This is a genomic window from Novosphingobium sp. 550D (genome assembly GCF_057401885.1).
The window spans coordinates 1896827-1920476 of sequence record NZ_CM171613.1 but is presented as its reverse complement, the minus strand read 5'-3'; the positions used below and the strand labels follow the sequence as shown (position 1 = coordinate 1920476).

The window sequence follows — 23650 nt, the reverse complement described above, 5'->3', positions numbered from 1 at the left end:
GTCAATTATTGTTTGGCAAGCGAGGAAACCAACGCCCCCAGCCCCACCGAGTTTGATCCTTTGACAAGCACCGCATCACCATTGACCAAACCATAGTCGGCCAGAGCGCTCGCGGCTTCCTGTACATTTTTGCAATGGGCGAAGGGGATGGCCTTGCCAAGCGCGCTTTGGGCCGATTTCCCCAACTCCTGCGCCAAAGCGGCCATTTCATCGCCCACCAGAACGGCAAAATCGACCTTGGCCGCCATCATCGGCTCGGCCAGAGCGGCGTGAAGCGAGGGGCCAAAATCGCCCAATTCCTTCATCGCGCCCAGCACCGCGATGCGGCGCCCCTTGGTCGCCACGCCATGTTCGGCCCCCAGCACCGCCAGCGAGGCGCGCATCGAGGCCGGATTGGCATTATAGCTTTCATCGATCATCAACGCCTTGCCACCATCGGCGGTGCGGATGCCGCTGCGCTGTCCACGCCCGGCCAACCCCTGCATCTCGGCCAAGGCAAGGCCCGTCGCGCCCAGATCGCCGCCCACGGCACGCACCGTCGCCACCACGGCCAGCGAGTTGATGACCCAATGTTCGCCCGGCATCGCCACCGAATAGCACAGACGCGAATCGCCCAGATCCACCGTCACCAGCGTCCCGCCCAACATGCCCGGCAAGGCATCGAGCAAACGGATGTCGGAATGCGCCGCGCGGCCAAAGGACATGACCTGCGCCCCGCGCGCCACCGCCGCATCGCGCAGACGTTCGAAATGCGGGCTGTCGGCAGGGATTATGGCGATACCGCCTTCGGCACCTTCAAACCCTTGCAAGCCTTCAAAAATCTCGGCCTTGGCGTCGGCAATTGCCTCCTCGCTGCCCAGATTTTCGATATGGGCGGGGGCAATCGTGGTGATTACCGCAATATGCGGGCGGGCCAAAGCGGTCAGATCGCTGATCTCGCCCGCGTGGTTCATGCCCATTTCCAAAATGCCATACAGCGTGCGCTGCGGCATCCGGGTCATGCTCAAAGGCACGCCGACATGGTTGTTATAGCTTTTGACGCTACGATGGGCGCGGCCATGGCTGGAACGTTCCAGCGCGGCAAAGATGGCTTCCTTGACGCTGGTCTTGCCGACCGACCCGGTCACGCCGATCACCCGCGCTTCGGGCAGGATGCGCCCCCGCGCCGCGCGGGCCAGAGCCTGAAGCGCGGCAAAACTGTCCTTGACCAGCACATGCGGGCGGTCGATCGGCTGTTCCACAACAGCCGCCACCGCGCCCAATTCGAACGCCTTGTCGATAAACTTGTGCCCGTCCATCGCCTCGCCGCGCATGGCAAAGAACAGGCCGCCTTCGACGATTTCACGCGAATCGGTGGCGACATTGGAAATCTGCGCCTCGCCATGGGCCACGCCGCCCGTGGCCTCGGCCACTTGCGCCAAAGTCCAAAGCGCCAGAGGTTTGCCATCCTCTGCCGTCACAGGCCATTCCCGCAGTTTCGCTTTTGCCGCCATCACATTTTCTCCCCGGACGCTTCGCGCGCCACGGTCACATCGTCAAATGGCAGAACACGGGCCTCGCTGCCGCGCCCGATGATCTGCCCCTGTTCGTGCCCTTTGCCTGCGATGAGCAGGATGTCATCCCTTTTCGCCAGCGCTGTCCCCTGAAAAATCGCATCGCGCCGATTGCCGACCTCGATCAGACGGCCCGGAGCGCCTGCAATCACCGCGGCGCGAATGGCGGCGGGGTCTTCGCCGCGGGGGTTGTCATCGGTCACAATCGCAATGTCGGACAGGTCGGCGGCAATGCGGCCCATGGGGGCACGCTTGCCCGCGTCACGATCGCCGCCCGCACCAAACACAACGATCAAGCGGCCCTTTGTATGCGGGCGCAAGGCGGCAATCGCCGCCTCCAGCGCGTCGGGCGTATGGGCGTAATCGACATAGGCAGGCGCCCCAGCGCCATTGATCGCCGCGCGCTCCAACCGCCCACGTACCGGGGCCAGACGCGCCAGCGCATCAAACACTTGGCCCGCCGTCAAACCACTTGCCAGCGCCAATCCCGCCGCCACCAACGCATTGGCCGCCTGATAGGCGCCGATCAGCGGCAGGTTGATTTTCCGCTCCACACCATCATGGACAATCGTCAAAACCTGCCCCAATGGCCCCGGTTCACGGCCCAGCAGGCGGATCGTATCGCCCGCCGCGCCAACCGTCATCAAACACAGGCCACGTTGGCGGACATGGGCGATGGCCCGCTCGCTCCACGCATCATCGGCCCAGATCACGCCGGTTCCGCCATCCACCACCACTTCGTCGAACAGGCGCATCTTGGCGGCGAAATAATCCTCCATCGTCGCGTGATAGTCGAGATGGTCGCGGCTCAGATTGGTAAAGCCCGCCGCCATGACGCGCGGCCCCTCGCTGCGATATTGCGACAGGCCGTGGCTCGATGCTTCAAAAGCGACATGGCTGACCCCTTCACGCGCAAGGCCCGCCATATTGGCAAGGAAGGTCACCACATCGGGCGTGGTCAGGCCGGTATAGGTCACCTCATCGGCAGTCGTAATGCCCAGAGTGCCGATACTGGCCGCGCTATGGCCCGCCATGCGCCAGATCTGGCGCAGCATCTCAACCGTGCTGGTCTTGCCATTGGTGCCCGTGACGGCCACCACGGTTTCGGGCAAGGGCGCAAAGAAAGGCGCGGCCAGACGGGCAAAGGCACGACGCGGGTTTTCATCGACAAGGGCTATCGCGCCCGCGGCCTCGATGTCGGCGCGAGCCTGCGGGCGGGCGACGACGGCCACGGCACCTGCCTTCACGGCCTGCTCGATGAAATCCTCGCCATTGACCGTGGCGCCAACGAAAGCGCCGAACACATTGCCCGGCGCAACCTTGCGGTTATCAATGGCAAAGCCGGTGACGTCCACGTCACCGGCCTCAACCTTGTCCATGCCTTGCATCAGGTCGGACAACCTCATTCGCCATCTCCATTGGCGATCAGCGGGGCAATATCGCTGATGTCGATATCGCGCGTCGCATCCGGCATCACGCCCAGCAGCGGCCCGATACGCGGGATCACGCGGCCCACGATGGGGGCGGCGTTCCACGCGGCGGTGCGCTGGAAACTGGTGGCGGCGTTGGCCTTGGGCTGGTCCAGAGTGGCGATCACGACATAGCGCGGGCGGTCCATCGGGAACGCGGCGGCAAAGGTCGCGACCACGCGGTCATGGTGATAGCCCTGCGCGTCGCCGATTTCGGCGGTGCCGGTCTTGCCGCCCACGCGATAGCCGACGGCATTGGCGGTACGCCCCGTGCCCACATCCACAATCGAGCGCAGCAATTGCCGCATACGCGCGCTGGTCGAGGCCTGCCACACACGGCGACCGGCGGGCACCTGATCGGGCGCGACCTTTTGCAGCGTGGCCGGACGCCAGATCCCGCCATTGACCATCGCGGCATAGGCGCTGGCCAGATGCAGCGGGGTGATGGCAAAGCCGTGGCCATAGGAGGCCGTCACCGTCGTCACGCGCGACCACACGCCATTCTTGTCCCCACGCGGCCAGGTCGGGCGGCCACGGGCAGGCAATTCGATATAGGGACGCTCGCTGAAGCCCAGCGCCTTGAGCGTCGACTGCATCCGCTGCGCGCCCAATTGATCGCCGACCTGCGCCAGAACGATGTTCGAGGAATGGATCAGCGCCTCGATGATATTCAGGCTGGAACCATAGTTTTCATGGTCATGCACGGTGATCCCGGCGATTTCCAGCGGCGGCCCCGCGGGATAACGCTTGGCCAGATTGGTGATGATACCGGCATCAATCGCGCTGGCCACCGCAATCGGCTTCATCACGCTGCCCAGTTCATAGGTCTGGTTGGTCGCGCGGTTGAAGATATTGGCCTGTTTGGTGGGATCGCTGTCCGAAATATCCTGCGGCCGCAGGTTGTTGGGGTTAAAGCTGGGCAGCGAGGCCAGCGCCATCACTTCGCCCGTGTCCACGTCCAGCACGATACCCGCCGCGCCCTTCGCCTGCGCGCGGGTCATGCCCCACATCAATTCGTCTTCAAGAGCGCCCTGTACGCGCGCATCAATGGAGAGAACCGCAGGTTGGCCACGCGTGGCCGGATCGGTCAATTGCTTCTGGAACACCGCCTCCATGCCGACCTGGCCCACACCCTTGCTGTCGACATAGCCAAGGATATGCGCGGCCATTGTGCCCTGCGGATAATAACGCTCGGCCTCACGCGGGAATTCCAGCGCGGGTTCACCCAGAGCATGGATGCGGTTGGCGTCTTCGGGCAGAATACGGCGGCGCAGATAGCCCGCCTTGCCCGAGGCCAGACGCTGGGTCAGTTCGGTCACATCCTCATCAGGGAAAATCTTGACCAGCGCGGCGGCCAGTTCGGCAGGCGAACGCACCAGAGGCGATCCCTCGCCCATCGCCTTGGGATTGAACCAGAGCGCATAGGCCGGAAAGGCGCGCGCCAAAGGCACGCCGTTACGGTCCAGAATATCACCACGATCCGGCAGGCCCGCCAAGGCGCCATCGCCCCCCGGACGGCCCGGATCAGAAATGCCCAGATGCGCGATGCGCAGCAAAGCCACCAACATCAGCATGGCAAAGCCGACCAGCACCCACAGCGCACGAAAACGCGCCTGCGCCAGAGCAAGGCTGCGCAAATTCTTCATCACGCGGGCCTGCCCCGGAGCCTGACCGGAAAGGGGCGGTTGACCGGAAAGGGGCGATACGCCCGCCGGGGTGGCACCACCGACCATATGATCCTTCATCCTGACCACCAGCGCGCTCATTCACGGTGCCCCGTTTGCGACCCGCGCCCAGAGAAACGGGCAAGCTGGGCGGCAATATCGGCAGTCTTCTTACCCTTCTTGGGGGTGGTCTCCGACTTGCTTTCCATGGTCAAGGCGGCAAAGGGCGAGGCCGGCTTGGTTTCGACGGCCATCATCGTGCGCACCGAGGCGTTGACCGCATCGGCCGAAGCCACGCGGATCGGATCGGGCGCATCGGGCGAACGCGGCTTGCCAAGAGCGGCCAACTGGCGCTCGCTTTCCAGATATTGGCCCACGGTGGGCGCCTGATAACCGAAATCCACGTCGTTGAAGGCTTTAAGCTGCTGCTGGCTGGCGCGGGTTTCGAACTCGGTCTCCAAAAACAGCTTTTCCTGCTTCAACTGCGTGATCTGCCTTTCGGCCAGACGGACCTGGCTTTTCACCGCATTGACGCGGAACGTCAGCGCCAGAGTAAGCGCAAGGCAAATGACCAGGGACATGCCCCAGCCGATCGTATGCATGCGATCGCGGGTCAGATTCACTTGGACCTCCGGGGCTGGACAGGGCGGGCGGGAATTTCGGTGCGCGTGGCAAAACGCAGGGTGGCCGAACGCGCGCGAGGGTTGCGCGTCAATTCGACTTCGCCTGCACGGATGGCTTTGGAAATAGCGGTATAGACAGCCGGTGCCGCGCTTGCGGTCATCGGCATGTGGCGTGATGTGGCGCTGGCCACACCGCTGGCGTCCTTGAAGAACTGCTTGACGATGCGGTCCTCAAGGCTGTGAAAACTGACAATCGCCAGGCGCCCGCCCGGATTGAGCAGGCTTTCCGCCGTTGCCAGCAGCGCTTCGAGTTCGCCCAGTTCATCGTTCACATGGATGCGGATGGCCTGAAAGCTGCGCGTGGCCGGATCTTTGGGCGCACCCTGCTTATAACCCAGTGCGCGACGCACGACATTGGCCAGTTGCCCGGTCGTTTCCAACGGGCGCGCCGCGACAATCGCGCGGGCAATGCGGCGCGACTGGCGCTCTTCGGCATAGTTGTAAAGGACGTTGGCGATCTCTTCCTCGGCCGCCTCGTTGCAGAAATCGGCCGCGCTCGGCCCTTCCTGCGACATGCGCATGTCAAGCGGACCATCGCTGGAAAAGGCAAAGCCGCGGCCCTGCTGGTCCAGTTGCATCGAGGAGACGCCAATGTCGGCCACCAGACCGTCAATGGCCGTGACGCCCGCCTGCATCAGCGCATCACCCACCTCGGAAAAGCGGCGCGGGTGCAGGATCAGGCGGTCATAGGCCGCACCCCATTCGCGCGCCGCCGCAATGGCATCGGGATCACGGTCAAATGCATGCACCGTCGCGCCCGCTTCAAGCAGCGCGCGCGTATAGCCGCCCGCGCCCAGCGTCGCGTCAACAATGACCTTACCCTCTGCCGGGGCCAACGCGCCGATGACTTCATCGAGCAGCACGGGAATGTGCGGGGCGTCATGCGGGATGGCGGCCAAAAGGCTCATTTGCGGCCCCTCGCTGCTGCCATATAGGACTCACAGCTCGCCTTGGGGCCGATCCATTCATCGCCCGCCATGTCGGCCAGGATTTCGGGCGACCACAGGGTGAAATAATCCATCGTGCCGTGGATATAGAGCGCGTCGGTGATGCTGGCCTGCTGTTTCATATGGGCGGGCAGGATGAAACGGCCCGAATTGTCAAAAGCCACACGCGTCAGATTGCCGAAGACCAGCGCGTCGCGTGCCCGGGTAGAGGGGCGACCGGCGGCCACATCGGCGGCGTGTTTCACACGAATTTCCTCGGCAAGCTGGGTCTTGTACGACGTGCCGCAGGCAAACAGGCAGGGCCATTCTTCATGGCGTGCCACCAGCATTTCGTTGATGTTGTCGCTGGCTTCGGCGACGATCTTGCGGATATCGGCGGGCAGGACGAAGCGTTCCTTGTCGCCCTTCGGCGAAAAGCCCTGCCCCATATAAATGACCGGAAAGCCAGTCACTTTGCCCAATACCTTTGCGAAGAAAGCCCCACACGTTCGGACAAAGCTTCGCCGTAAGGCGCAGCGCAGTGGCCACACCGTAAGCCCCAATTAGGACGGCTGAAACTCTACCCGATAATCATGTTGTATCGCGGGTTTTGCGGGCAGAAAAGGGACTTTGCGGGAAAATCTGCCACTTTGTGGAAAAGAATGAAAAAAAGTCATTTTTTCAATGATATAATTAGATATTCACCATCTTCATATGTTACCAAAATCTTACCAAAGCGCCTGAAACACACCCATTCGGCGCTGCTCTCCCGCAAATTCCCCAAGACTGGAAAGGCTGTCGAACGCATCTTCCCGCCGATTCCCGCATCACAGATTCGCGATTCCCGCGCGATTCCCACCTTTTCCCGCGCGTAAAAGCCGGAATCGCGCAAGCACGTCCGGAATCCATCCGGTGGCAGGCTTTCCCACAAGTGGCATGATTTCCCCGATGGGGCAGGATTTCTCGCGCCAGCCCCTTATCAGCGCGGCGCCGTAGGCGTCACATGCGGCGAAGCGCCCGCATCGGGCTTGCCCGCGTCAGGCGACGGGATGACGCCTATATCGGCCAGAGGATCGCTGGTCGTGCCCGCGCTGGTGCTGGCCTGCGCGCTGGCAACGGCGGCGTCATTGCGCCGCGCATTGTCCATGATGATGTTGGCCAGCCCCACCAACAGCAGCATCAGCGACAGGCCGAACAGCCCGACCTGAAGCCGCTGCACCATCTGTGCACGGATTTCGCGCGGGGTTCGCTCGAATTCCGAAGTGGCCGGATCGGCCGGAGTGGGGCGGGTGGCGTCCATCATTACGCCCTATGATACCCTATCACGCCAACCAAGGGAAGACCGGCAGCCCCTTCGCTTCGAGCCATGCCTTGTTATACAGGGTCGAAAGGTAACGCAGCCCCGTGTCGCACAGGATCGTGGCGACGCGCGCGTCCTGCTTGCCCTCGGCCACCAGCTTGCGGCCCAGCGCCACCGCGCCCGCAACATTGATCCCGCTCGACAGGCCCAGCGCCAGACCCTCTTCGGCCAACAGGCGGCGGACCCATTCCAGCCCTTCGGCGTCCGACATGCGGAATTGCGTGTCGATCGGCGCCCCGTCCAGATTGGCGGTGATGCGCCCCTGCCCGATACCTTCGGCCACGCTGCTGCCTTCGGCCTTCAACTCGCCATGGGCGTAATAGTTGTACAGCGCCGCGCCATAGGGATCGGTCAGGGCAATGGTGATGTTCTCGTCAAACGCCTTCAGCCCAAGGCCCACGCCCGCCAGCGTGCCCCCGGTCCCCGCCGCACAGGTGAAGCCATCAAGCCGCCCTTCCATCTGCGCCCAGATTTCCGGTGCGGTCGATTCGATATGCGCCTTGCGGTTTGCCGTGTTGTCGAACTGGTTGGCCCAGATCGCGCCCTCGGTTTCCTCGGCCAGACGGCGCGACGTATGCACGAAATGGCCCGGATTGCTGAAAGGCGCCGCCGGCACCAGCACCAGCTCGGCCCGCAACGCGCGCAAAGTGTCCATTTTCTCGCGGCTCTGCGTTTCGGGCATGACGATGATCGTCTTGTACCCCAGTGCATTGGCCACCAGCGCAATGCCGATGCCCGTATTGCCCGCCGTGCCTTCGACAATTGTGCCGCCGGGCTTCAACGCGCCCGACTTTTCCGCATCGCGGATGATCCACAAGGCGGCGCGATCCTTCACGCTCTGCCCCGGATTGGCAAATTCGCACTTGCCCCAGATCTCGCAACCTGCCGCCTCGCTTGGCCCTTTCAACAGGACCATCGGGGTGTTGCCAATCAGATCGAGGGTGCTTTGATAAACGGGCGCTTTCGTCATGCGCCCTAGGTAGGGGTGCCTTACGCAACGTGCAATGCATTTGCGCAAGGCACCCCTAAAGTCAGGCTTTTAGTCCGGCCCAATCAGTCCGGTTCGGCAATCGTCACGCGCATGCCGTCGATGGCGTCCGTGACGGGCAACTGGCACGACAGGCGCGAATTGCCGTCGCGGTGGTCGCTGCTGTCCAGCAGATCGTCTTCATCTTCGCCAATCGCGGGCAGCTTGTCCGCAAAGGCCGGATCAATATGCACATGGCACGTCGCGCAAGAGCAGCAGCCCCCGCACAGCGCCAGCATTTCATCGAAACCTGCATCGCGAATCACTTCCATCACGGTGCGGCCGGTCTGGGCCTCGATTTCCTTTTCTTCACCCGCACTATTGACGATCACCAGCTTCGGCATATCAAATCCCTCTGTATGAAGCGCAAAGCAACCGGCGCTTTGACAAGGCTGCTATCGGCAAGAAGCCGCTTTTGCAACTGGCGGCATCGCGCAAAATTTTGTCATTCTGATTTATGAAACGGGCGCCAATGGGACTTTCTGCCGAAGCGATTGAATTGGGCCTGCGGGCCATTGCCGAAACGACGCCGGGCATTGCCGATGCGCTGTCGCGCGTGGGTTTTCCCGAACCGCGCATCCGGGCGCGGGGTCATGCCACCATGCTGCGCACGATCGTCGGGCAACAGGTTTCGGTGGCGGCGGCATCATCCATGTGGGCCAAACTGGTGGGCGTCGTGGGTGAGGAAGCCGATCCATCGGCCTTGCTGTCTGCCGATTTTGACACTTTGCGCGCCTGCGGCCTCTCGCGCCAGAAACAGTCCTATGCAAGGTCCCTGTGCGAGCTGGTGCTGGCGGGCGAACTCGACTTCACCTTGCTGCCCGCCGATGACGAGGCAGCGATCAACCAACTCACCCGCATCAAAGGCATCGGGCGGTGGTCGGCGGAAATCTATCTTCTCTTTGCCGAAGGGCGCCCCGACATCTGGCCCGCAGGCGACCTTGCGGTGCAGATCGGGCTGGGCAAATTGCTGAGACTGGACGAGCGGCCCAGTGAGAAGCAGACCCGCGTGTTGGCCGAAGGATGGCGACCGCACCGGGGGGCGGCGGCAATCTTTACGTGGCATTGTTACAATAATGCGGCTTTATAAGATCAGGATAGGTCCAAGTTCACCGCGCCGCGGGCTTTCAATCCGCCAAAACAACGCCCGTATCAAACCCACCCCAAAAACGGGATTGTTAAGGGCCCCCGCCCTTAACCCGCCGGAGGCAAACTCTCGACCATCCCATTAATCGCCAAAGCCAACCGCCGATCCCGCCCCGTGACGCCCCCGACATCGTGGCTCCACAATCGGATCGACACCCGGTTATAGACATTGGTCCATTCGGGGTGATGGTCCTGCTGCTGCGCCACCAAGGCGACGCGGGTCATAAAGCCAAAGGCCTGCGCGAAATCGGCAAAGGTAAAGTCGCGGCAAAGGGCGCCATTCTCCATCCGCCATCCCTGAATTTCGTCCATAAGTCCCTCTGACAATTGGCCCTGATCCCTTGGCAATTCGTCAAGTTTTGCCTATCGCCACGCCATCATGCAAGCCAACGCCCTTACCGCCACCGATCTGTGCTGCCGCCGGGGGGACCGCTGGCTGTTTTCCGGCCTTTCCTTCACGCTGGCGCGCGGACAGGCGGTGCACGTGCTTGGCCCCAACGGGTTGGGCAAGAGCAGCCTGATGCGGATGCTGGCGGGTCTTTTGCCGCCCAGCCATGATCCGGCCACCGGCATACTCGGCACGATCGCGTGGGACGGGGCGCTGGCGCTGATGGATGAACGCCACGGGCTGGATCTGGGCCAGCCATTGGGCGCGGCGCTGGATTTCTGGGCGCGGGTCGATGCGCCGGTGGAGCGCGATGTGCTGGCCTCGCTGGGGCTGGCCGATCTTCTGGATGTGCCCGTGCGCTATCTTTCCACCGGTCAGAAAAAACGCGCCGCGCTTGCTCGTCTGGTGGGACAGGACGCGCCCAACTGGCTGCTGGACGAACCGCTCAACGGGCTGGATGTCGCCGCCTGCGCCATGGTGGAGGATATGATCGCCCGTCATTGTCGGAAAGGCGGCGCATGCATCATCGCCTCACACCAATCTCTGAGGATCGCTGATCTGACCCAGCTCAATCTTGCGGATTACGCGCTGTGAAAGGCGCCGCGCTTTTCGCCATCCTGCGCCGCGACCTGCGCCTTCTGGTGCTGGGTAATGGTGGCGGAGGCGGGATCATCCTGCCTATCCTCTTCTTCCTGGCCGTCGCCATCATCTTCCCCTTTGCCGTCGGGCCGGACCCAAAACTGCTTGCCCGCGTGGGAGGCGGCGTCATCTGGCTGGCCGCGCTGCTGGCCGCGATCCTGCCGCTCGACCGGCTGATCGAACCCGACCGAGAGGCGGGCCTGTTCGAGCAATGGGCCCTGCGCGGCATCTCCGAGGAAGTCATCGTCGCCCTGCGCCTGCTGGCCCACTGGCTCTCCTTCGCCCCGCCCCTCATGCTGGCCACCCTGCCCGCCGCCGCGCTGCTCGGCCTCGACGCGCGCACCATCGGCCTCGTTGAACTGGGCTTGCTGGCGGGCACGCCGGGCCTAGCCGCCGTAGGCGTATCCGTCGCCACCATCACCGCAGGGTTAAAAGGCGGCGCAGCACTGGCGGGCCTTTTGTTCATCCCCCTTTGCGTGCCAATCCTGATCTTCGGCGCGGGTTCCTTGGCCATCGGCGGAGAGAGCGGATTGGCGCTGGCGGGCGCGGCGAGTTTGGTGCTGGTGGCTTTGACGCCTTTTGCAGGCGCGGCGGCGTTGCGGGCGGGAAGGTAAAAATTTGCCTCCGGCGGGCAAAGGGCGACAGCCCTTTGCAATCCCATTAGTGGTCGCACGGAATTTGCATCGATGGGTTTAAGGCAAGGTTGCCATTAACGCCGCTTCGCGGGATGAACAATTGTTGCAAGCGCTTGTGACGAATGGCAAACGGTATGCTATATGGAAATTGAGAGAGGATAAAAGAGTGCATTTCTTGGCCATTCTCTTTTTAGCCAATGCCCACGCCATCAACTGCAAGTCACCCGCAAATCAAATAGAAATGAACATATGCGCGACCGCTGAATTTGATCGGGCAGATGCCAATCTAAAGCGCCAATGGAAAATCACATTGCCCAAAATTGCGGCAAAATCGAAAGGTCTGGCCGAAAAATTTCGTACCGAGCAACGCAATTGGGTCTACATGCGCGGCAGAAGGTGCAATGAAGATTTCCCTTGGGATCTCGAGAGTTCGGCCAACAAAATGCGATTAATGCATTGCCTGACAGACATGACCATCCAACGCACAAACCTGCTCGCGAAACTCGCCGCTAAGCAGCCCTAAAATCCGGCCACGTCGCCCCCAACGCCCACCCCATTATCGGGATTGCAAAGGCCCCCCGCCCTTTGCCCGCCGGAGGCACCTAAACCCCTCTAAACAAACCGCCCCGGCCCAAACACCCCCGGATCGACCTCGCCCGGCTCCTGCCCCAACAACAACCGCGCCGCCATCTCCGCCGCAGCAGGGGCCGTCTGAATCCCAAATCCCCCCTGCCCCGCGCACCAGAAAAAGCCCTCAGCCACAGGGTCCCAACCGTAAACCGGCAACCGATCCGGCGCGAAACTGCGCAGGCCTGCCCAGCGATGCTCGACCGCCTCGACGCGCCAGTCGACGACGCCTTCGAACCGGTCGATGGCAATCGCCACATCAATTTCCTCGGGCGCGGCGTCGCAGGGCGGCACGGGCGTTTCATCATGCGGGGTCAGCCACAGCCGCCCGCCCTCGGGTTTGAAATAGAACGTCCCGGCCATATCCATGATCAGCGGCATATCGCCCCGCGCCTCTGGAGAAACCCGGATCTGGGCCATGGTGCGTCGTAACGGCTGGATGCCCACGGGTTTCGCGCCCGCGATCTGCGCGACCTCGTCGGCCCAGGCGCCCGCCGCATTGACCAGCACCCCGGCGCGAATCTCGCGCCCATCCTCAAGGCCCAGCACCCAATCACCCTCACGCCGGGCCGAGGCCAAACGCGCGCGGGTCCAGACTTCGCCACCACCGCGGCGAAAGGCGCCAAGGTAATGCTGATGCAACCCGGCCACGTCGATGTCTCGGCATGATGGCTCTTCCAACCCCGCCACCCATTGCGGATCAAGCCCAGACACCTGCGCCTCCATCCCGGCGCGATCCACGGGGGGCAGATCAACGCCCACCTCGGCAAATTCCTGCGCAAAGGCGTCAAGCGCGGGCACATCCTCCGCCCGCGCCAGATGCAGCCCACCACGCGGATGCAGGAACCCCAGTTCCTCCAACACAGGCCCAGATGCCACCGTCAATGGCTGAACCTGCGGCCCGCCATAGGTTTCCTGCCAAAAGGCGGCGCTGCGTCCGGTGGAATGGTATCCGGGGCGATCCTCGCCCTCCAGCATGACCACAGACCCCGCGCCCCGCGCCAGCAAATGCGCGCCCAGCGAAGCCCCCGCCATACCGGCGCCCACGATCGCAATATCAAACTTCTGGCTCATTCCCTCATCCCAAGCCGGTCACAGCGCGTGGGTCAAGTCCGGGCTGACCGGTTTGGCGACATGGGTGTCCAGAAATGCCTCGATCCGCGCCATGGCAGGGCCGCGCACCGCGTCCACCTCACGCAGGATTTCATGCGCGGCCTCGCGCCCGAAAGCCAAAATCTCGCCATGGGGCAATCGGCGGGCGGCCTTCAGATTCGCTTTATGACACACCAGACCATCGGCGGCCGTGGACAGGATCAACACCGGCGTGTCGACCCGTTCCAGCGCGCCGCGCGCCATAAAGGTTTCCATCGACCGCAAACCCGCGACCATCCAGCCCCAACTGGCCGGGCCCATCGCCAATTCGGGCCGCGCCTCGCGCCAGTCCGCTTCCTGCTGATACCGCCTTGCGTCATGGGTCAGCAGACCTTTGCGCGCATGGAGCGAACTGGCCGGTTTTTCGCCGCCGCTCCACGCGGGTCGCCGCGCATCGCCCAATTTCAGCATGGTCCAGCCCAACGCCTTTTGCGCCCAGAACGGCGCGCCGCCCGCCGCAAAGCCCAGCATCGGCGCCGACAGCACCAGCGCATCGGGATCGACTCGCCCTTGCACCAGAGCGCGCAGGCTCAGATGTCCGCCCATCGAATGGCCGATCAAGGCTACAGGCCCGATGCGTTCTGCGCGCCACTGTTGCCAAAATGCCGCCAGATCCTCGATCCAGACGGCGAAGTCATCGACATGGCCCGTCGTTGCATCCATGCCCATACGCCCGGACCCGGCCTGTCCGCGCCAGTCCAGACTGGTCACATGCCAGCCCGAATCGCGCCATTCTTCGAGCGATTCGAGGTATTTTTCATAAAAATCGCCCCGTCCGGGCATGAACAAAAGGCTGCCGCGCACCTCATGCGTCGGGAAAAGGTCGATCCGGCGAATAGGCCACCCATCCAAACTTATCCATAGTTGTTCAACGCAGCCATCAGGAAGTTCCATTAGCGCCTCTTTTCGCCTTTTGCAGCATGACCCCCCGGTCGGTGCCCTTGTCCAGCATTTACGGGCCTTGCGTTGGTTACTGTTTGGTAAGTGATGACCTTTAAAGCGAGCCTTTGATACGTTCAGAGGTAACCGCATGCCCGCCTTCTCTATGTCCTACGGTTTGCTTGCCGCCTTGGCAATCGCGCTGCTGGTGGCGGCCTATACGGACATGCGGCGGCGTCAGATCGACAATGAACTCAACGCCATCATCGCTTTGGCCGCCCCGCTGTTCTGGTGGGCCAGCCACATGGGGCTGGCCGAAATCGGATGGCAACTGGCGCTGGCGGGCGGGGCTTTTGTGGTTCTGGCGGGGCTTTTTGCCCTTGGGGCGATGGGCGGCGGCGATGTCAAATTGCTGGTCGCGCTGGCCTTGTGGATCAAGCCTGTGTGGTTTGCGCAATTGCTGATGGCGATGGCGGTGTCGGGGGGCGTGCTGACGGTGGTTCTGGCCGCGTGGCATGTTGCCCGCCGCAACAAGCACAAACCCTCTGTTCCTTATGGGATTGCCATTGCCCTTGGCGGGCTGTGGGTGATCGCTTCGGGCTATTTATTTCCGGCAACGGGAACCGTTCTGGCCGGGTGATCACATGAGTGATCGAATGTTAACCAATTTACCGGATATTTCCGGTCGTTCTGCCGATAATGCGTAAGGGGCTTGTTCCGCGATGGATAGACGTAGGCTGATGCTGTTGATAGGCGCGATGGTCATCGCGATCGGCACAGCGCTCGCTGCGCGCAGCATGCTGTCGGGCGGAAACGTGGCCCCTACGGTGCAGGCCGCCCTGCCTGTCGCGCCCACCGGCCCCAAGGTGCTGGTGGCCCAGCGCGCCTTGCCCCCCGGCACGATCATCACGGCCGATGCGGTCAATTTTCAGGAATGGCCCAAGAACCTGATGAAGGAAGCTTATTTCGTCGACGGCAATGTCGATATGAACAAGCTGATCGGCACGGTCGTGCGCTATCCCATCACCGCGGGCCAGCCCTTGACGCAGGGTTCGTTGGTGGCGCCCGGCGATCGCGGTTTCCTTGCCGCCGCGCTTGGCGCGGGGATGCGTGCGGTCACGATCACCGTGTCGGAAAAGTCGGGCGTGGCCGGGTTCATCTTTCCGGGCGACCGGGTCGACATCATGCTCACGCAAACCATTCGCGGCGCCGGTTCCGATGCCCAGGCGCTTAACGTGACGGAAACCGTGCTTCGCAATCTGCGCGTTCTGGCCACCGACCAATCGACTGAGAATCAGAGCGCCGAGGGCAAGACCGTGGTGCGCACGTTCCACACCGTCACCTTGGAAGTCACACCCAAGATCGCCGAAAAGATCGAAGTGGCCCAGGCCGTCGGCGCGCTCAGCCTGACACTGCGCAGCCTTGCCGACAATCAGGGCGAACTGGACCGTGCGATTGCCAATGGCGCGGTGAAATTGCCCGATGGCGCAACCAAGGCGGACGAAAGCCGCCTTCTGGCCGCCGCCGCACGCCGCCCGGTGGAAATGAGCGGCGACACCGTCACCACCGGCGGCGAAGTTTCGCGTTTTCAAAAACGCACCATGCCCGTGATGACCCCCGCCATCGCATCGGCGGCCCCCGCAATGGGCGGCCCGGCCGTGGCCCGCCCGATGAACAACAATGGCGTTCGCGTGATGCGCGGTCGTGACAGCCAGAGCGTTTCCTTCGGCGTCCAGAACGGCGCGGTTGCCAACGGCATGGGCGCTGCGGGCAATGCATTTGGCAGCGGCGCCGTCGGCCCGCTTGGCCAACCTTGAGATTGAGAGGCTATCCGATGAATCCCCGCCTCAACGCTCGCTTTAAAAAGCGCCCCCTCACCGCTCTGGCTCTGGCGTCCGTGTGCCTTGCGGGCCTTGCGCCTGCCGCTCTGGTCGCGGCCCCGGCCAAGGGAAAGGTGGCGGCAAAGACGGTCGCCAGATCCGCACCCGTCACCCCCCCGGCCAATCCGCCCAGCCGCCCGGTGATGACCCATTCCTATTCGCCGGTGTCGATCTCTGCACCGTCCAACGCGATGGCGGTGGCCCTTGGCCGCGGCCAGTTGGTCAATCTGCCCTCGGTGATGAAGGATGTCTTTGTCGCCGATGACAAGATCGCCGATGTTCAGGTCAAATCGAACAATCAGCTCTACGTCTATGGTCGCGGCGCGGGCGAAACCACGATCTATGCCAGCAATGCTGCAGGGCAGGTGATCTGGTCCACGAATGTGCGCGTGGCCAGCAACATCGACAGCGTCGATCAGATGCTGAAAGTCGCGATGCCCGAATCGCGCATCAATGTCGCCACGCTCAGCTCGGCCACCTATCTTCTGACCGGCACCGTCGCCGCCCCCGAAGACGCCGCAGAGGCCCAGCGCCTTGTCACGGCCTTCCTTGGCAAGGAAGCCAATGTCATCACCCGCCTGAAAACGGCCACCCCGCTTCAGGTCAATCTTCAGGTCCGCATCGCCGAAGTCTCGCGCTCATTGTCCAAGCAATTGGGCGTGAACCTGACCAGCATCGCCAATGGCAGCAACGGGTTCCAGTTCGGCGTGTCGCAGGGTCGCTCGGCGGCCTCGACCTATGTCCCCGGTTCGCCGATGGGCGTGGGCGGCAAGACCACCTATACCGATGCGACCGGCGCGACGGCAAGCGGCACCTCGATTTCTGCGCTTTCGACCGCCACCACATTGGCCGGGGCAGGTTCATTGTTCGGTCTGAACATTCTGGGCACGCTGGATGCGGGCGAACAGATCGGTCTGGTCACCACACTGGCCCAACCCAATCTGACCGCGCTGTCGGGCGAAACGGGCGAGTTTCTGGCGGGCGGTGAATTTCCCATTCCCATCTCGTCGGGTCTGGGCACGGTTTCGGTCGAATATAAGAAATATGGCGTCAGCCTGAGCTTTACTCCCACGGTCCTGTCCGATGGCCGGATCAGCCTGCGCGTGCGTCCCGAAGTGTCGGAACTGTCGAGCGAGGGTTCCGTCACGCTCAACGGCTATACGATCCCGGCCCTGTCCACCCGCCGCACCGAAACCTCGGTCGAATTGGGTTCGGGGCAAAGCATGATGATCGGCGGCCTGTTGTCGAACAAGGCCAGCAATTCGATCCAGAAAATGCCGGGCGCGGGCGATTTGCCGGTGCTGGGCGCTTTGTTCAAATCGACCAGCTTTGTGAAGGGCGAGACCGAATTGGTGATCGTGGTCACGCCTTATCTGGTCAAACCCGTCAATGATGGCGACATCAAATTGCCCACCGACGGGATGCAGACGGCCAATGACATTCAACAGGTGGCGGCCAACATGCTGAGCGACGGCAAGAAGGGCGAGGATCGCCCCAAACCGACCCTCAAACCCTCGGAAAGCCCTGCCGCCCCCGCCAAGAAAGTGAGCGAGGCCGACGAGCCCGCCGCCAAGACCAAGGCGGGCAAGCGCGCCGTGGCCAGCGAAATCAGCCAACCCGGCTTTAGCCTGAATTGAGCGAGGCGATGATGAAACAGATGACTTCTTCTTCGCGGCATCGCCTGATGATGGGCGGGGTGACGCTGGGGCTGATCGCGGCGCTGGGCGGATGCGGCGGCGTGCCCACCAACCGGATGCTGACCAGCGTCAACCAGCCGGTTGTCAGCCATAACAGCTATTCGCTGGACGTGATCACGGGTCCGGGCGGCCTGTCCAATGCCGAATCGAAACGCGTGTCGGGTTGGTTTGACGCCCTTGGCCTGCGTTATGGCGACCGCGTGGCGGTGGATGATCCGCTCAAAAGCGAGGCAACCATGCTGGCCCTGTCCGAACTGGTGTCGCGCCGCGGCATTCAGATCAGCCGCGAAGTGCCCATCGGCGAAGGCAATGTGAATGCGGGACTGGCCCGCATCGTCGTGACGCGCGCCGTGGCCAGCGTCCCCAATTGCCCCAATTGGGCCGACAACAGCGAAACCAATTTCAACAATGCCACCAGCCACAATTACGGCTGTGCGGTCAACGGCAATCTGGCCGCGATGGTGGCCGATCCCGACCACTTGCTGGCCGGGGCAAAATCCAATGGGCAAACCGTCGTGATGACCAGCAACAAGGCCATCGATGCGTATCGCGCGGCCAAGCCGTCGGGCGATGGCGGCAGTTCGGTCAAGAAGGTTTCAACCGGAGGGGGCAGTTAAGCCATGAACGCACCATGGAAGCCGGGATCGGCGCAAAATCGCGAAAGCTTTGCCGCCTATGTCTGCGACGAGGCGACGCTGGATGTCATGCGCCCATTGGCCGCCGATTTCGGTTGGCCGCCGGAAAAATGCGTCCGTGGCGGTTTGCGCAGCGCGATTCAGTCGCTCTCGGTCAGCTCATCACCCTCGATCCTGGTGGTGGACCTGTCGGAAAGCGGTGACCCGCTGGGCGATATCAATGCCTTGGCCGAAGTATGCGAACCCGGCACGGTGGTGATCGCCATCGGTCAGGTCAATGACGTACGCCTCTACCGCGACCTGCTGGGCAGCGGCATTCACGACTATCTGCTCAAACCCCTTTCATCAGGCCTGATGCGCGATGCACTGGTTCAGGCGCAGAACATGCTGAGCGCCCCGCGTCAGGCCGAAAACAACACCGATACGCCGCATCTGAGCACGGCGGTCATCGGCACCCGCGGCGGCGTGGGCGCATCCACCATCGCCAGTTCGATCGCTTGGCTGTTTTCGGCCGATCACAAGCAACCCACCGCCCTGCTTGATCTGGACATCCATTTCGGCACCGGCGCGCTGGCGCTGGATCTGGAGCCGGGGCGCGGTTTGACCGACGCCATCGAAAACCCCAGCCGTATCGACGGACTGTTCATCGAACGGGCGATGATCCGGGCGGGCGAACACCTTTCGCTGTTGTCGGCCGAGGCGCCGATCAGCCATCCGTTACTGACCGATGGCTCGGCCTTTGTCCGGCTGGAGGAAGAATTCCGCCACGCCTTTGAACACACCGTCATCGACATGCCGCGCAACATGCTGATCAATTTTCCGCATTTGCTGGCCGATGTGAATGTCGTGCTGCTGGTGACGGAATTGACGCTGGCGGGTGCGCGCGATGCGATCCGCATCCTGTCCTGGCTGCGCGCCAATGCGCCCCATACCCAGATCATGGTGGTGGCCAATCGCGTTCAAACGGGCATGGCAGAAATCAGCCGCGCCGATTTCGAAGCCTCGATCGAACGCAAAATCAATGTCGTCATTCCCTATGACATCAAGGCCGCGATCCATTGCGCCAAATTGGGCCAGACCTTTGCCGAGGCCAATCGCGCGACCAAGGCGGGCTCGGCGCTGCGCGAACTGGCGCTGTCGGTCAAGGCGTTGGTCGATGCCGATACCAAGGATGAAAAGGGCGGCGGTGAGCGTAAATCGCTGCTCGACATGATCGATTTCAAGGCGTTGCTGGGCAAGAAAGACAGCGCCAAGGACAAGGCGAAAGCCTGAATTTCAAACCGGGGCGGCATGGCCGTTCCGCAAGGCAGATAAGGCACGGCGATGGACACGGTCCAGATATTGCTGATCACCTTTGGGGCGGGCGGGCTGCTGATGCTGCTCGCTTTGGCCTTTGGCGGGCCGTCGCCGGCCAAGGAAGGTGCGCGCCGTCTGCAATCGGTGCGTTTCCGCCATTCCGAAAGCGCAACCGACAAGGTCGAGGCCCAGATGCGCCGCGCCTTGGCCCAGCGCAAGCCGATGGTCAGCAGCGGCGATGGTCAGCGTTCGCAGATGGAAATGCTGGCGCTTCGCCTGCATCGCACCGGAAAGCCGTGGACAGTTCAGCAGTATATTCAGGTTTCGGCCGGGCTGGCGCTGGTCATTATGCTGTTGCTGTGGATGAAGACCGGATCGCTGATGCTGGGCTTGATGGTGGGCGTCATGGCGGGTGCGGGCCTGCCGCATCTGGTTGTGGGCTATCTGATCAAGAAGCGCTATGACGATTTCACCACGAAATTTCCCGACGCCATCGAATTGCTGGTGCGCGGCCTGCGCTCTGGCCTGCCGGTGACGGAAACACTGGGCATCGTCTCGTCCGAAATCCCCGGCCCGGTGGGTCAGGAATTCAAGCTGGTGACCGAACGCATCAAGATCGGGCGCAGCATGGATGAAGCGTTGCAGGACACCGCCGACCGCCTGAACATGGCTGAATTCAACTTTTTCTGTATCACCATCGCGATCCAGCGCGAAACGGGCGGCAATTTGGCCGAAACGCTGGGCAATCTGGCCGATGTGCTGCGCAAACGCGCCCAGATGAAGTTGAAAATCCGCGCGATGAGTTCGGAATCCAAAGCCTCGGCCTATATCGTCGGCTCGCTGCCCTTCATGGTTTTCATGATGATCAATTGGGTCAATCCGCAATATCTGGCCGGTTTCTTTGCCGATGATCGCCTGATCATCACGGGCCTTGGCGGGCTGACGTGGATGGGCATTGGCGTGTTCATCATGGCCAAAATGGTCAGCTTCGAGATCTGATGGGGGGCATGTGATGCAACCGACTGTCGCACACCCTCATATACTGGGCTTTGACGTTATCGTTGTTGGCACGTTTCTGGCCGCGGTGGCCGCCGTCATGGTCATGGTGGCCATTTATGCGGCGTTGACCGTTCGCGATCCGATGCAAAAGCGGGTCAAGGCCCTTAACGAACGCCGCGAACAGTTAAAGGCGGGCATCGTTTCGAACGCCCCCAAAAAGCGCGCCCAGATCGTCCGCCGTTCCGACACGACCGATGCAATCCGCTCGATCCTCAACAAATTGAAAGTGTTGCAGGACAGCCAGTTGGCCGATGCCCAGCAAAAGTTGGCGCAGGGCGGGATCCGCAACAAGGAATGGGCGGTTGCCATCATCTTTGGCCGCATGGTTGCCCCCATTGTGCTGGGCGGGTTGGCGGCTGTTGTCATCTATTGGATGAACTATTTCCCCGAATGGACCGATTTCAAAAAGTTCATGGGGTTCGCCGCCGCCGTGGGTCTGGGCTATAAAGGGCCGGACATTTACGTCCAGAACCTGATCACCAAACGCACCGCCGCCATTCGCAAAGGATTGCCCGACGCGCTCGACCTGCTGGTCATCTGCGCCGAAGCGGGTCTGACGGTGGACGCCGCCTTTACCCGCGTGGCCAAGGAATTGGGGCGCGCCTATCCCGAATTGGGCGATGAATTCGCGCTGACGGCCATCGAACTGTCATTCCTGTCCGAGCGTCGTCAGGCTTTTGAAAACCTTGCCTATCGCGTCGACCTCGATTCGGTTCGCGGCGTGGTCACCACCATGATCCAGACCGAACGTTACGGCACCCCTCTGGCCTCGGCTCTGCGCGTGCTGTCGGCCGAATTCCGCAACGAGCGCATGATGCGCGCCGAAGAAAAAGCCGCACGCCTGCCCGCGATCATGACGGTGCCGCTGATCCTGTTCATTCTGCCGGTGCTGTTTATCGTGATCCTTGGCCCGGCGGCCTGTTCAATCGCCGACGCGTTCAGCAGCGGCCCTGCGGCGACCAATAAGTAAGCACGGGGACGCGGCGCAAACGGTTTACAATTCGCGGTGCGTTTCCAGATATTTTTCAGGGATCCGCAAAATCGCCGCCGCCACCTGTGTTTCGCGCAGAAACAGCCACAGGCCCCACATCAGCAACAGCACCGCGACCAGAAAACCCCCCGCCGCCACGCGTTCCAACGGCACATTGACCATTTCTTCCAAAAACAGGATCGCCACCGTCGTCCCGATGGCAAGGCCCGACATGACCAAAAGGCGGATGGCCTTGGTGTTCAATTCGATACGCAGATCGACCTGACGCATTTCCAGAACGACAATGTCATGCGCCGCCCCGGTGGTTTCGCCATAGAGTTTCTGTAACGCGCGGGCACGATCCACGATCCGGCCAAGGCGGGTCGAAAGGATGTTCATAATATTGCCAATCGCCACCAGGACGAAAACCGGGGCAAGGGCAAGCTGGATAGTATGGGCGATCATACGCTCGTTCATAATTCAAGCGCGCGGCAAACCCAAGCGCTGCAAATTCCAATTCACAGGAACCAGCTTTGTTTCCACCCAAAGATCGATTCAACGGCGCGCCCGTTGCCGTCACGGGCCGGATTGAAACGAAACCGTTCCATCACCATCCGGCATGTCAACGTATCCGCCGCCGGATCTCGGCTGGACCGATGGATGCGGCATGCGGTGGGGCGGCCGTCCGCGCCCACCGTGATGGCGACGATAACATAATCGCCAATCCGCGCCTCGCGCCCTTCGCGGGGATAGTCGCGGGCGGTGATCGTTCCGGCTATCTTGACCGCCGGACCACCGCCGCCTTGCCCCTGACCGCTGCCCCCCGCCCCACCGCCGTCGCCCAAATCGCCAGCGCCCGTGCCGCTGCCCACACTGGCGCCTGATGATAGTGCTGCGCCCGTGCTGGCGACAGGCGGGGCCACGACAGGGTGCGGGATGATGACAGGTTTGGGCGCGATGACAGGACGCGGTACGGCCTTTTCCCCTGCGGCTCCTTTGGGAGCGGCGGCCTGGGGTTGGGGTAAAGGTTTGGGATCCGGCTTGGGCTCTGGCGATGGCAGGGTAAAATCAACGCTTTCCAGCACGCTGGCCGCGCCTTTTTGCAATCCATCGACGCCATCGCCCAAGGCAAGCAAAGCCATCAGCACCAGCGCCTGAACCCCGCCGGCCAAAACCGCAGCGCCCATGCGCGACCGAGGGGAGCCTCTTTCCATGGTCGCCTGTCTAGCACCCGCCCATGATCATGCCAAAGGGTCCGCAAACGAAATTGGGGGCAGGCAGCCAAAGCCACCCGCCCCCAATTTCCGAAACCTGAAAAAGGCTTACTTTTTCAGCGTGCCCAGATAGGCCACGATGTTGGCACGTTCGGCCGCATCGGGAACCACCATCGCCATACGGCTGCCGGGGACCAGCTTGGTCGGGCCAGCAATCCACTGATCGATCAGAGCAGGCGTCCAGGCCTTGCCGAAAGCCTTGAGCTGGGGCGAATACATCGCGAAATCGGTGGCGCCAGCCTTGCGGCCAACCACGCCCAGCAGGTTGGGAGCCATCGTGCCCTTCTGGCCCGCGCCGACGACGTGGCACAGCTGGCACTTGGTCTTGAACGAAGCCGCGCCCTTGGCCGGGTCACCGGCAGCAGCAGCAGGAGCGGCAAAGCCGATGGCCATCGTGGCAGCAGCCAACAGCGCGGCAGCGGGGGTAAACAGTCGCGACATCGTCATTCCATCCTCTTACAAGCGAAAGGATCGGGATTTCAGAATCATCCCGCCCCTCAATTTCGTGGGCGCTCATGCCCGCAAAGTGGCGGGAAAAGCAAGCATCAGAAAAGGTGATCTGCGCCAAGAATCAACGCAAACTCCACTGTTCCTTGGCTTTGCCGGCCCCGGCCCCACAATGCGCAATTTTGCGCTGTTCCCGCTTATCGGACAAATTGGCTGTCAGCGCGCTGAATAGGAATGATTTGGA

The 23650-nt window shown here is 62.4% G+C and carries 27 protein-coding genes; 12 read left to right on the top strand and 15 right to left on the bottom strand.

All coding sequences use genetic code 11. The features are described from left to right. Positions 1-5: 5 nt before the first annotated feature. The 9 genes from AC2S2E_RS09040 to AC2S2E_RS09000 all read right to left on the bottom strand — a co-directional run bounded on the left by AC2S2E_RS09040 (position 6) and on the right by AC2S2E_RS09000 (position 9026). Complete coding sequence (locus tag AC2S2E_RS09040) at positions 6-1493, bottom strand: UDP-N-acetylmuramoyl-tripeptide--D-alanyl-D-alanine ligase (RefSeq protein ID WP_476102846.1); 1488 nt, start codon at positions 1491-1493, stop codon at positions 6-8. Then, entirely contained in the window at positions 1493-2959 is a 1467-nt protein-coding gene (locus tag AC2S2E_RS09035) for a UDP-N-acetylmuramoyl-L-alanyl-D-glutamate--2,6-diaminopimelate ligase (protein ID WP_486522055.1), read from the bottom strand. The genes AC2S2E_RS09040 and AC2S2E_RS09035 overlap by 1 nt, the downstream gene beginning before the upstream one ends. After that, positions 2956-4668, bottom strand: coding sequence for a peptidoglycan D,D-transpeptidase FtsI family protein (locus tag AC2S2E_RS09030; RefSeq protein ID WP_486524575.1), 1713 nt, complete (start codon positions 4666-4668; stop codon positions 2956-2958). The genes AC2S2E_RS09035 and AC2S2E_RS09030 overlap by 4 nt, the downstream gene beginning before the upstream one ends. A gap of 116 nt (positions 4669-4784) precedes the next feature. Then, the gene (locus AC2S2E_RS09025; protein WP_486522054.1) at positions 4785-5267 is read right to left on the bottom strand and encodes a hypothetical protein; all 483 of its coding nucleotides are present in this window, start codon (positions 5265-5267) and stop codon (positions 4785-4787) included. 38 nt (positions 5268-5305) lie between these two features. Next, on the bottom strand, positions 5306-6277 hold the full coding sequence (gene rsmH / locus AC2S2E_RS09020; RefSeq protein ID WP_476102852.1) for a 16S rRNA (cytosine(1402)-N(4))-methyltransferase RsmH: 972 nt from the start codon (positions 6275-6277) through the stop codon (positions 5306-5308). Further along, the gene (locus AC2S2E_RS09015) at positions 6274-6777 is read right to left on the bottom strand and encodes a division/cell wall cluster transcriptional repressor MraZ (RefSeq protein WP_486522053.1); all 504 of its coding nucleotides are present in this window, start codon (positions 6775-6777) and stop codon (positions 6274-6276) included. Before AC2S2E_RS09015 ends, rsmH begins: the two co-directional genes overlap by 4 nt. Positions 6778-7274: 497 nt before the next feature. Beyond that, positions 7275-7598: a hypothetical protein gene (locus tag AC2S2E_RS09010; RefSeq protein WP_486522052.1), complete on the bottom strand. Its 324-nt coding sequence runs from the start codon at positions 7596-7598 to the stop codon at positions 7275-7277. A 19-nt stretch (positions 7599-7617) separates the two neighbouring features. Continuing rightward, positions 7618-8625, bottom strand: coding sequence for a cysteine synthase A (locus tag AC2S2E_RS09005; RefSeq protein WP_476102858.1), 1008 nt, complete (start codon positions 8623-8625; stop codon positions 7618-7620). A gap of 83 nt (positions 8626-8708) precedes the next feature. Beyond that, positions 8709-9026: a 2Fe-2S iron-sulfur cluster-binding protein gene (locus AC2S2E_RS09000; protein ID WP_476102860.1), complete on the bottom strand. Its 318-nt coding sequence runs from the start codon at positions 9024-9026 to the stop codon at positions 8709-8711. Positions 9027-9154: 128 nt separating this feature from the next. On the opposite strand from AC2S2E_RS09000, the gene AC2S2E_RS08995 reads away from it, so the two are divergent. Continuing rightward, positions 9155-9772, top strand: a complete 618-nt coding sequence (locus tag AC2S2E_RS08995; RefSeq protein ID WP_476103069.1) for a DNA-3-methyladenine glycosylase family protein — start codon at positions 9155-9157, stop codon at positions 9770-9772. Between the two features lie 104 nt (positions 9773-9876). On the opposite strand, the gene AC2S2E_RS08990 is transcribed toward AC2S2E_RS08995, so the two are convergent. Then, positions 9877-10140, bottom strand: coding sequence for a 4a-hydroxytetrahydrobiopterin dehydratase (locus tag AC2S2E_RS08990; RefSeq protein WP_486522051.1), 264 nt, complete (start codon positions 10138-10140; stop codon positions 9877-9879). Between the two features lie 67 nt (positions 10141-10207). Here AC2S2E_RS08990 and ccmA point away from each other — a divergent pair, with 67 nt between their 5' ends. The 3 genes from ccmA to AC2S2E_RS08975 all read left to right on the top strand — a co-directional run bounded on the left by ccmA (position 10208) and on the right by AC2S2E_RS08975 (position 12013). Continuing rightward, positions 10208-10810, top strand: a complete 603-nt coding sequence (gene ccmA / locus AC2S2E_RS08985; protein ID WP_486522050.1) for a heme ABC exporter ATP-binding protein CcmA — start codon at positions 10208-10210, stop codon at positions 10808-10810. Next, a complete protein-coding gene (locus tag AC2S2E_RS08980; protein WP_486522049.1) occupies positions 10807-11469 on the top strand; it encodes a heme exporter protein CcmB in 663 nt (220 codons plus the stop codon). Before ccmA ends, AC2S2E_RS08980 begins: the two co-directional genes overlap by 4 nt. Before the next feature lie 196 nt (positions 11470-11665). Further along, positions 11666-12013 (top strand): lysozyme inhibitor LprI family protein, encoded by a 348-nt coding sequence (locus AC2S2E_RS08975; RefSeq protein ID WP_486522048.1) that lies wholly within the window; start codon positions 11666-11668, stop codon positions 12011-12013. Between the two features lie 89 nt (positions 12014-12102). Here the strand turns inward: AC2S2E_RS08975 and AC2S2E_RS08970 are convergent, their stop codons facing one another. Continuing rightward, positions 12103-13191 (bottom strand): NAD(P)/FAD-dependent oxidoreductase, encoded by a 1089-nt coding sequence (locus tag AC2S2E_RS08970; protein WP_486522047.1) that lies wholly within the window; start codon positions 13189-13191, stop codon positions 12103-12105. 18 nt (positions 13192-13209) lie between these two features. Continuing rightward, positions 13210-14163, bottom strand: a complete 954-nt coding sequence (locus AC2S2E_RS08965; RefSeq protein ID WP_486522046.1) for an alpha/beta fold hydrolase — start codon at positions 14161-14163, stop codon at positions 13210-13212. A 151-nt stretch (positions 14164-14314) separates the two neighbouring features. On the opposite strand from AC2S2E_RS08965, the gene AC2S2E_RS08960 reads away from it, so the two are divergent. From AC2S2E_RS08960 to AC2S2E_RS08930, 7 genes are all read left to right on the top strand, one after another. After that, positions 14315-14788 carry an A24 family peptidase gene (locus tag AC2S2E_RS08960; RefSeq protein WP_486522045.1) on the top strand — a complete coding sequence of 158 codons (474 nt, stop codon included), beginning with the start codon at positions 14315-14317 and terminating at the stop codon, positions 14786-14788. An 82-nt stretch (positions 14789-14870) separates the two neighbouring features. Then, complete coding sequence (gene cpaB / locus AC2S2E_RS08955; RefSeq protein ID WP_486522044.1) at positions 14871-15965, top strand: Flp pilus assembly protein CpaB; 1095 nt, start codon at positions 14871-14873, stop codon at positions 15963-15965. 17 nt (positions 15966-15982) lie between these two features. After that, positions 15983-17665 (top strand): type II and III secretion system protein family protein, encoded by a 1683-nt coding sequence (locus tag AC2S2E_RS08950; protein ID WP_486522043.1) that lies wholly within the window; start codon positions 15983-15985, stop codon positions 17663-17665. Between the two features lie 20 nt (positions 17666-17685). Continuing rightward, complete coding sequence (locus tag AC2S2E_RS08945) at positions 17686-18342, top strand: CpaD family pilus assembly protein (protein ID WP_476102881.1); 657 nt, start codon at positions 17686-17688, stop codon at positions 18340-18342. A 3-nt stretch (positions 18343-18345) separates the two neighbouring features. Next, positions 18346-19632, top strand: coding sequence for a CpaE/TadZ family protein (locus AC2S2E_RS08940; RefSeq protein ID WP_476102883.1), 1287 nt, complete (start codon positions 18346-18348; stop codon positions 19630-19632). Between the two features lie 51 nt (positions 19633-19683). Beyond that, entirely contained in the window at positions 19684-20655 is a 972-nt protein-coding gene (locus AC2S2E_RS08935) for a type II secretion system F family protein (protein ID WP_476102885.1), read from the top strand. A 13-nt stretch (positions 20656-20668) separates the two neighbouring features. Further along, positions 20669-21685 carry a type II secretion system F family protein gene (locus tag AC2S2E_RS08930; protein WP_486522042.1) on the top strand — a complete coding sequence of 339 codons (1017 nt, stop codon included), beginning with the start codon at positions 20669-20671 and terminating at the stop codon, positions 21683-21685. A 24-nt stretch (positions 21686-21709) separates the two neighbouring features. On the opposite strand, the gene AC2S2E_RS08925 is transcribed toward AC2S2E_RS08930, so the two are convergent. The 3 genes from AC2S2E_RS08925 to AC2S2E_RS08915 form a co-directional block, all read right to left on the bottom strand. After that, positions 21710-22162 (bottom strand): DUF2721 domain-containing protein, encoded by a 453-nt coding sequence (locus AC2S2E_RS08925; protein WP_476102889.1) that lies wholly within the window; start codon positions 22160-22162, stop codon positions 21710-21712. A 41-nt stretch (positions 22163-22203) separates the two neighbouring features. Then, on the bottom strand, positions 22204-22899 hold the full coding sequence (locus tag AC2S2E_RS08920) for a TonB family protein (RefSeq protein ID WP_486522041.1): 696 nt from the start codon (positions 22897-22899) through the stop codon (positions 22204-22206). Between the two features lie 108 nt (positions 22900-23007). Continuing rightward, positions 23008-23367 carry a c-type cytochrome gene (locus AC2S2E_RS08915; RefSeq protein ID WP_486522040.1) on the bottom strand — a complete coding sequence of 120 codons (360 nt, stop codon included), beginning with the start codon at positions 23365-23367 and terminating at the stop codon, positions 23008-23010. Between AC2S2E_RS08915 and AC2S2E_RS08910 the strand changes: the two genes are divergently transcribed. Then, on the top strand, positions 23345-23638 hold the full coding sequence (locus AC2S2E_RS08910) for a hypothetical protein (RefSeq protein WP_486522039.1): 294 nt from the start codon (positions 23345-23347) through the stop codon (positions 23636-23638). The two genes, AC2S2E_RS08915 and AC2S2E_RS08910, sit on opposite strands and share 23 nt — an antisense overlap. The last annotated feature ends 12 nt before the right edge of the window (positions 23639-23650 follow it).

Coding starts and splice junctions, on each gene's coding strand:
- AC2S2E_RS08945 (WP_476102881.1), top strand. CDS start 17,686: ATGACTTCTTCTTCGCGGCATCGCCTGATGATGGGCGGGGTGACGCTG.
- AC2S2E_RS08990 (WP_486522051.1), bottom strand. CDS start 10,140: ATGGACGAAATTCAGGGATGGCGGATGGAGAATGGCGCCCTTTGCCGC.
- AC2S2E_RS08925 (WP_476102889.1), bottom strand. CDS start 22,162: ATGAACGAGCGTATGATCGCCCATACTATCCAGCTTGCCCTTGCCCCG.
- AC2S2E_RS08965 (WP_486522046.1), bottom strand. CDS start 14,163: ATGGAACTTCCTGATGGCTGCGTTGAACAACTATGGATAAGTTTGGAT.
- AC2S2E_RS08950 (WP_486522043.1), top strand. CDS start 15,983: ATGAATCCCCGCCTCAACGCTCGCTTTAAAAAGCGCCCCCTCACCGCT.
- AC2S2E_RS09010 (WP_486522052.1), bottom strand. CDS start 7,598: ATGATGGACGCCACCCGCCCCACTCCGGCCGATCCGGCCACTTCGGAA.
- rsmH (WP_476102852.1), bottom strand. CDS start 6,277: ATGAGCCTTTTGGCCGCCATCCCGCATGACGCCCCGCACATTCCCGTG.
- AC2S2E_RS08960 (WP_486522045.1), top strand. CDS start 14,315: ATGTCCTACGGTTTGCTTGCCGCCTTGGCAATCGCGCTGCTGGTGGCG.
- AC2S2E_RS08920 (WP_486522041.1), bottom strand. CDS start 22,899: ATGGAAAGAGGCTCCCCTCGGTCGCGCATGGGCGCTGCGGTTTTGGCC.
- AC2S2E_RS09035 (WP_486522055.1), bottom strand. CDS start 2,959: ATGAGGTTGTCCGACCTGATGCAAGGCATGGACAAGGTTGAGGCCGGT.
- AC2S2E_RS08970 (WP_486522047.1), bottom strand. CDS start 13,191: ATGAGCCAGAAGTTTGATATTGCGATCGTGGGCGCCGGTATGGCGGGG.
- cpaB (WP_486522044.1), top strand. CDS start 14,871: ATGGATAGACGTAGGCTGATGCTGTTGATAGGCGCGATGGTCATCGCG.
- AC2S2E_RS09030 (WP_486524575.1), bottom strand. CDS start 4,668: ATGAAGAATTTGCGCAGCCTTGCTCTGGCGCAGGCGCGTTTTCGTGCG.
- AC2S2E_RS09005 (WP_476102858.1), bottom strand. CDS start 8,625: ATGACGAAAGCGCCCGTTTATCAAAGCACCCTCGATCTGATTGGCAAC.
- AC2S2E_RS08910 (WP_486522039.1), top strand. CDS start 23,345: ATGGCCATCGTGGCAGCAGCCAACAGCGCGGCAGCGGGGGTAAACAGT.
- ccmA (WP_486522050.1), top strand. CDS start 10,208: ATGCAAGCCAACGCCCTTACCGCCACCGATCTGTGCTGCCGCCGGGGG.
- AC2S2E_RS08935 (WP_476102885.1), top strand. CDS start 19,684: ATGGACACGGTCCAGATATTGCTGATCACCTTTGGGGCGGGCGGGCTG.
- AC2S2E_RS09040 (WP_476102846.1), bottom strand. CDS start 1,493: ATGGCGGCAAAAGCGAAACTGCGGGAATGGCCTGTGACGGCAGAGGAT.
- AC2S2E_RS08995 (WP_476103069.1), top strand. CDS start 9,155: ATGGGACTTTCTGCCGAAGCGATTGAATTGGGCCTGCGGGCCATTGCC.
- AC2S2E_RS08930 (WP_486522042.1), top strand. CDS start 20,669: ATGCAACCGACTGTCGCACACCCTCATATACTGGGCTTTGACGTTATC.
- AC2S2E_RS08940 (WP_476102883.1), top strand. CDS start 18,346: ATGAACGCACCATGGAAGCCGGGATCGGCGCAAAATCGCGAAAGCTTT.
- AC2S2E_RS09000 (WP_476102860.1), bottom strand. CDS start 9,026: ATGCCGAAGCTGGTGATCGTCAATAGTGCGGGTGAAGAAAAGGAAATC.
- AC2S2E_RS09025 (WP_486522054.1), bottom strand. CDS start 5,267: ATGTCCCTGGTCATTTGCCTTGCGCTTACTCTGGCGCTGACGTTCCGC.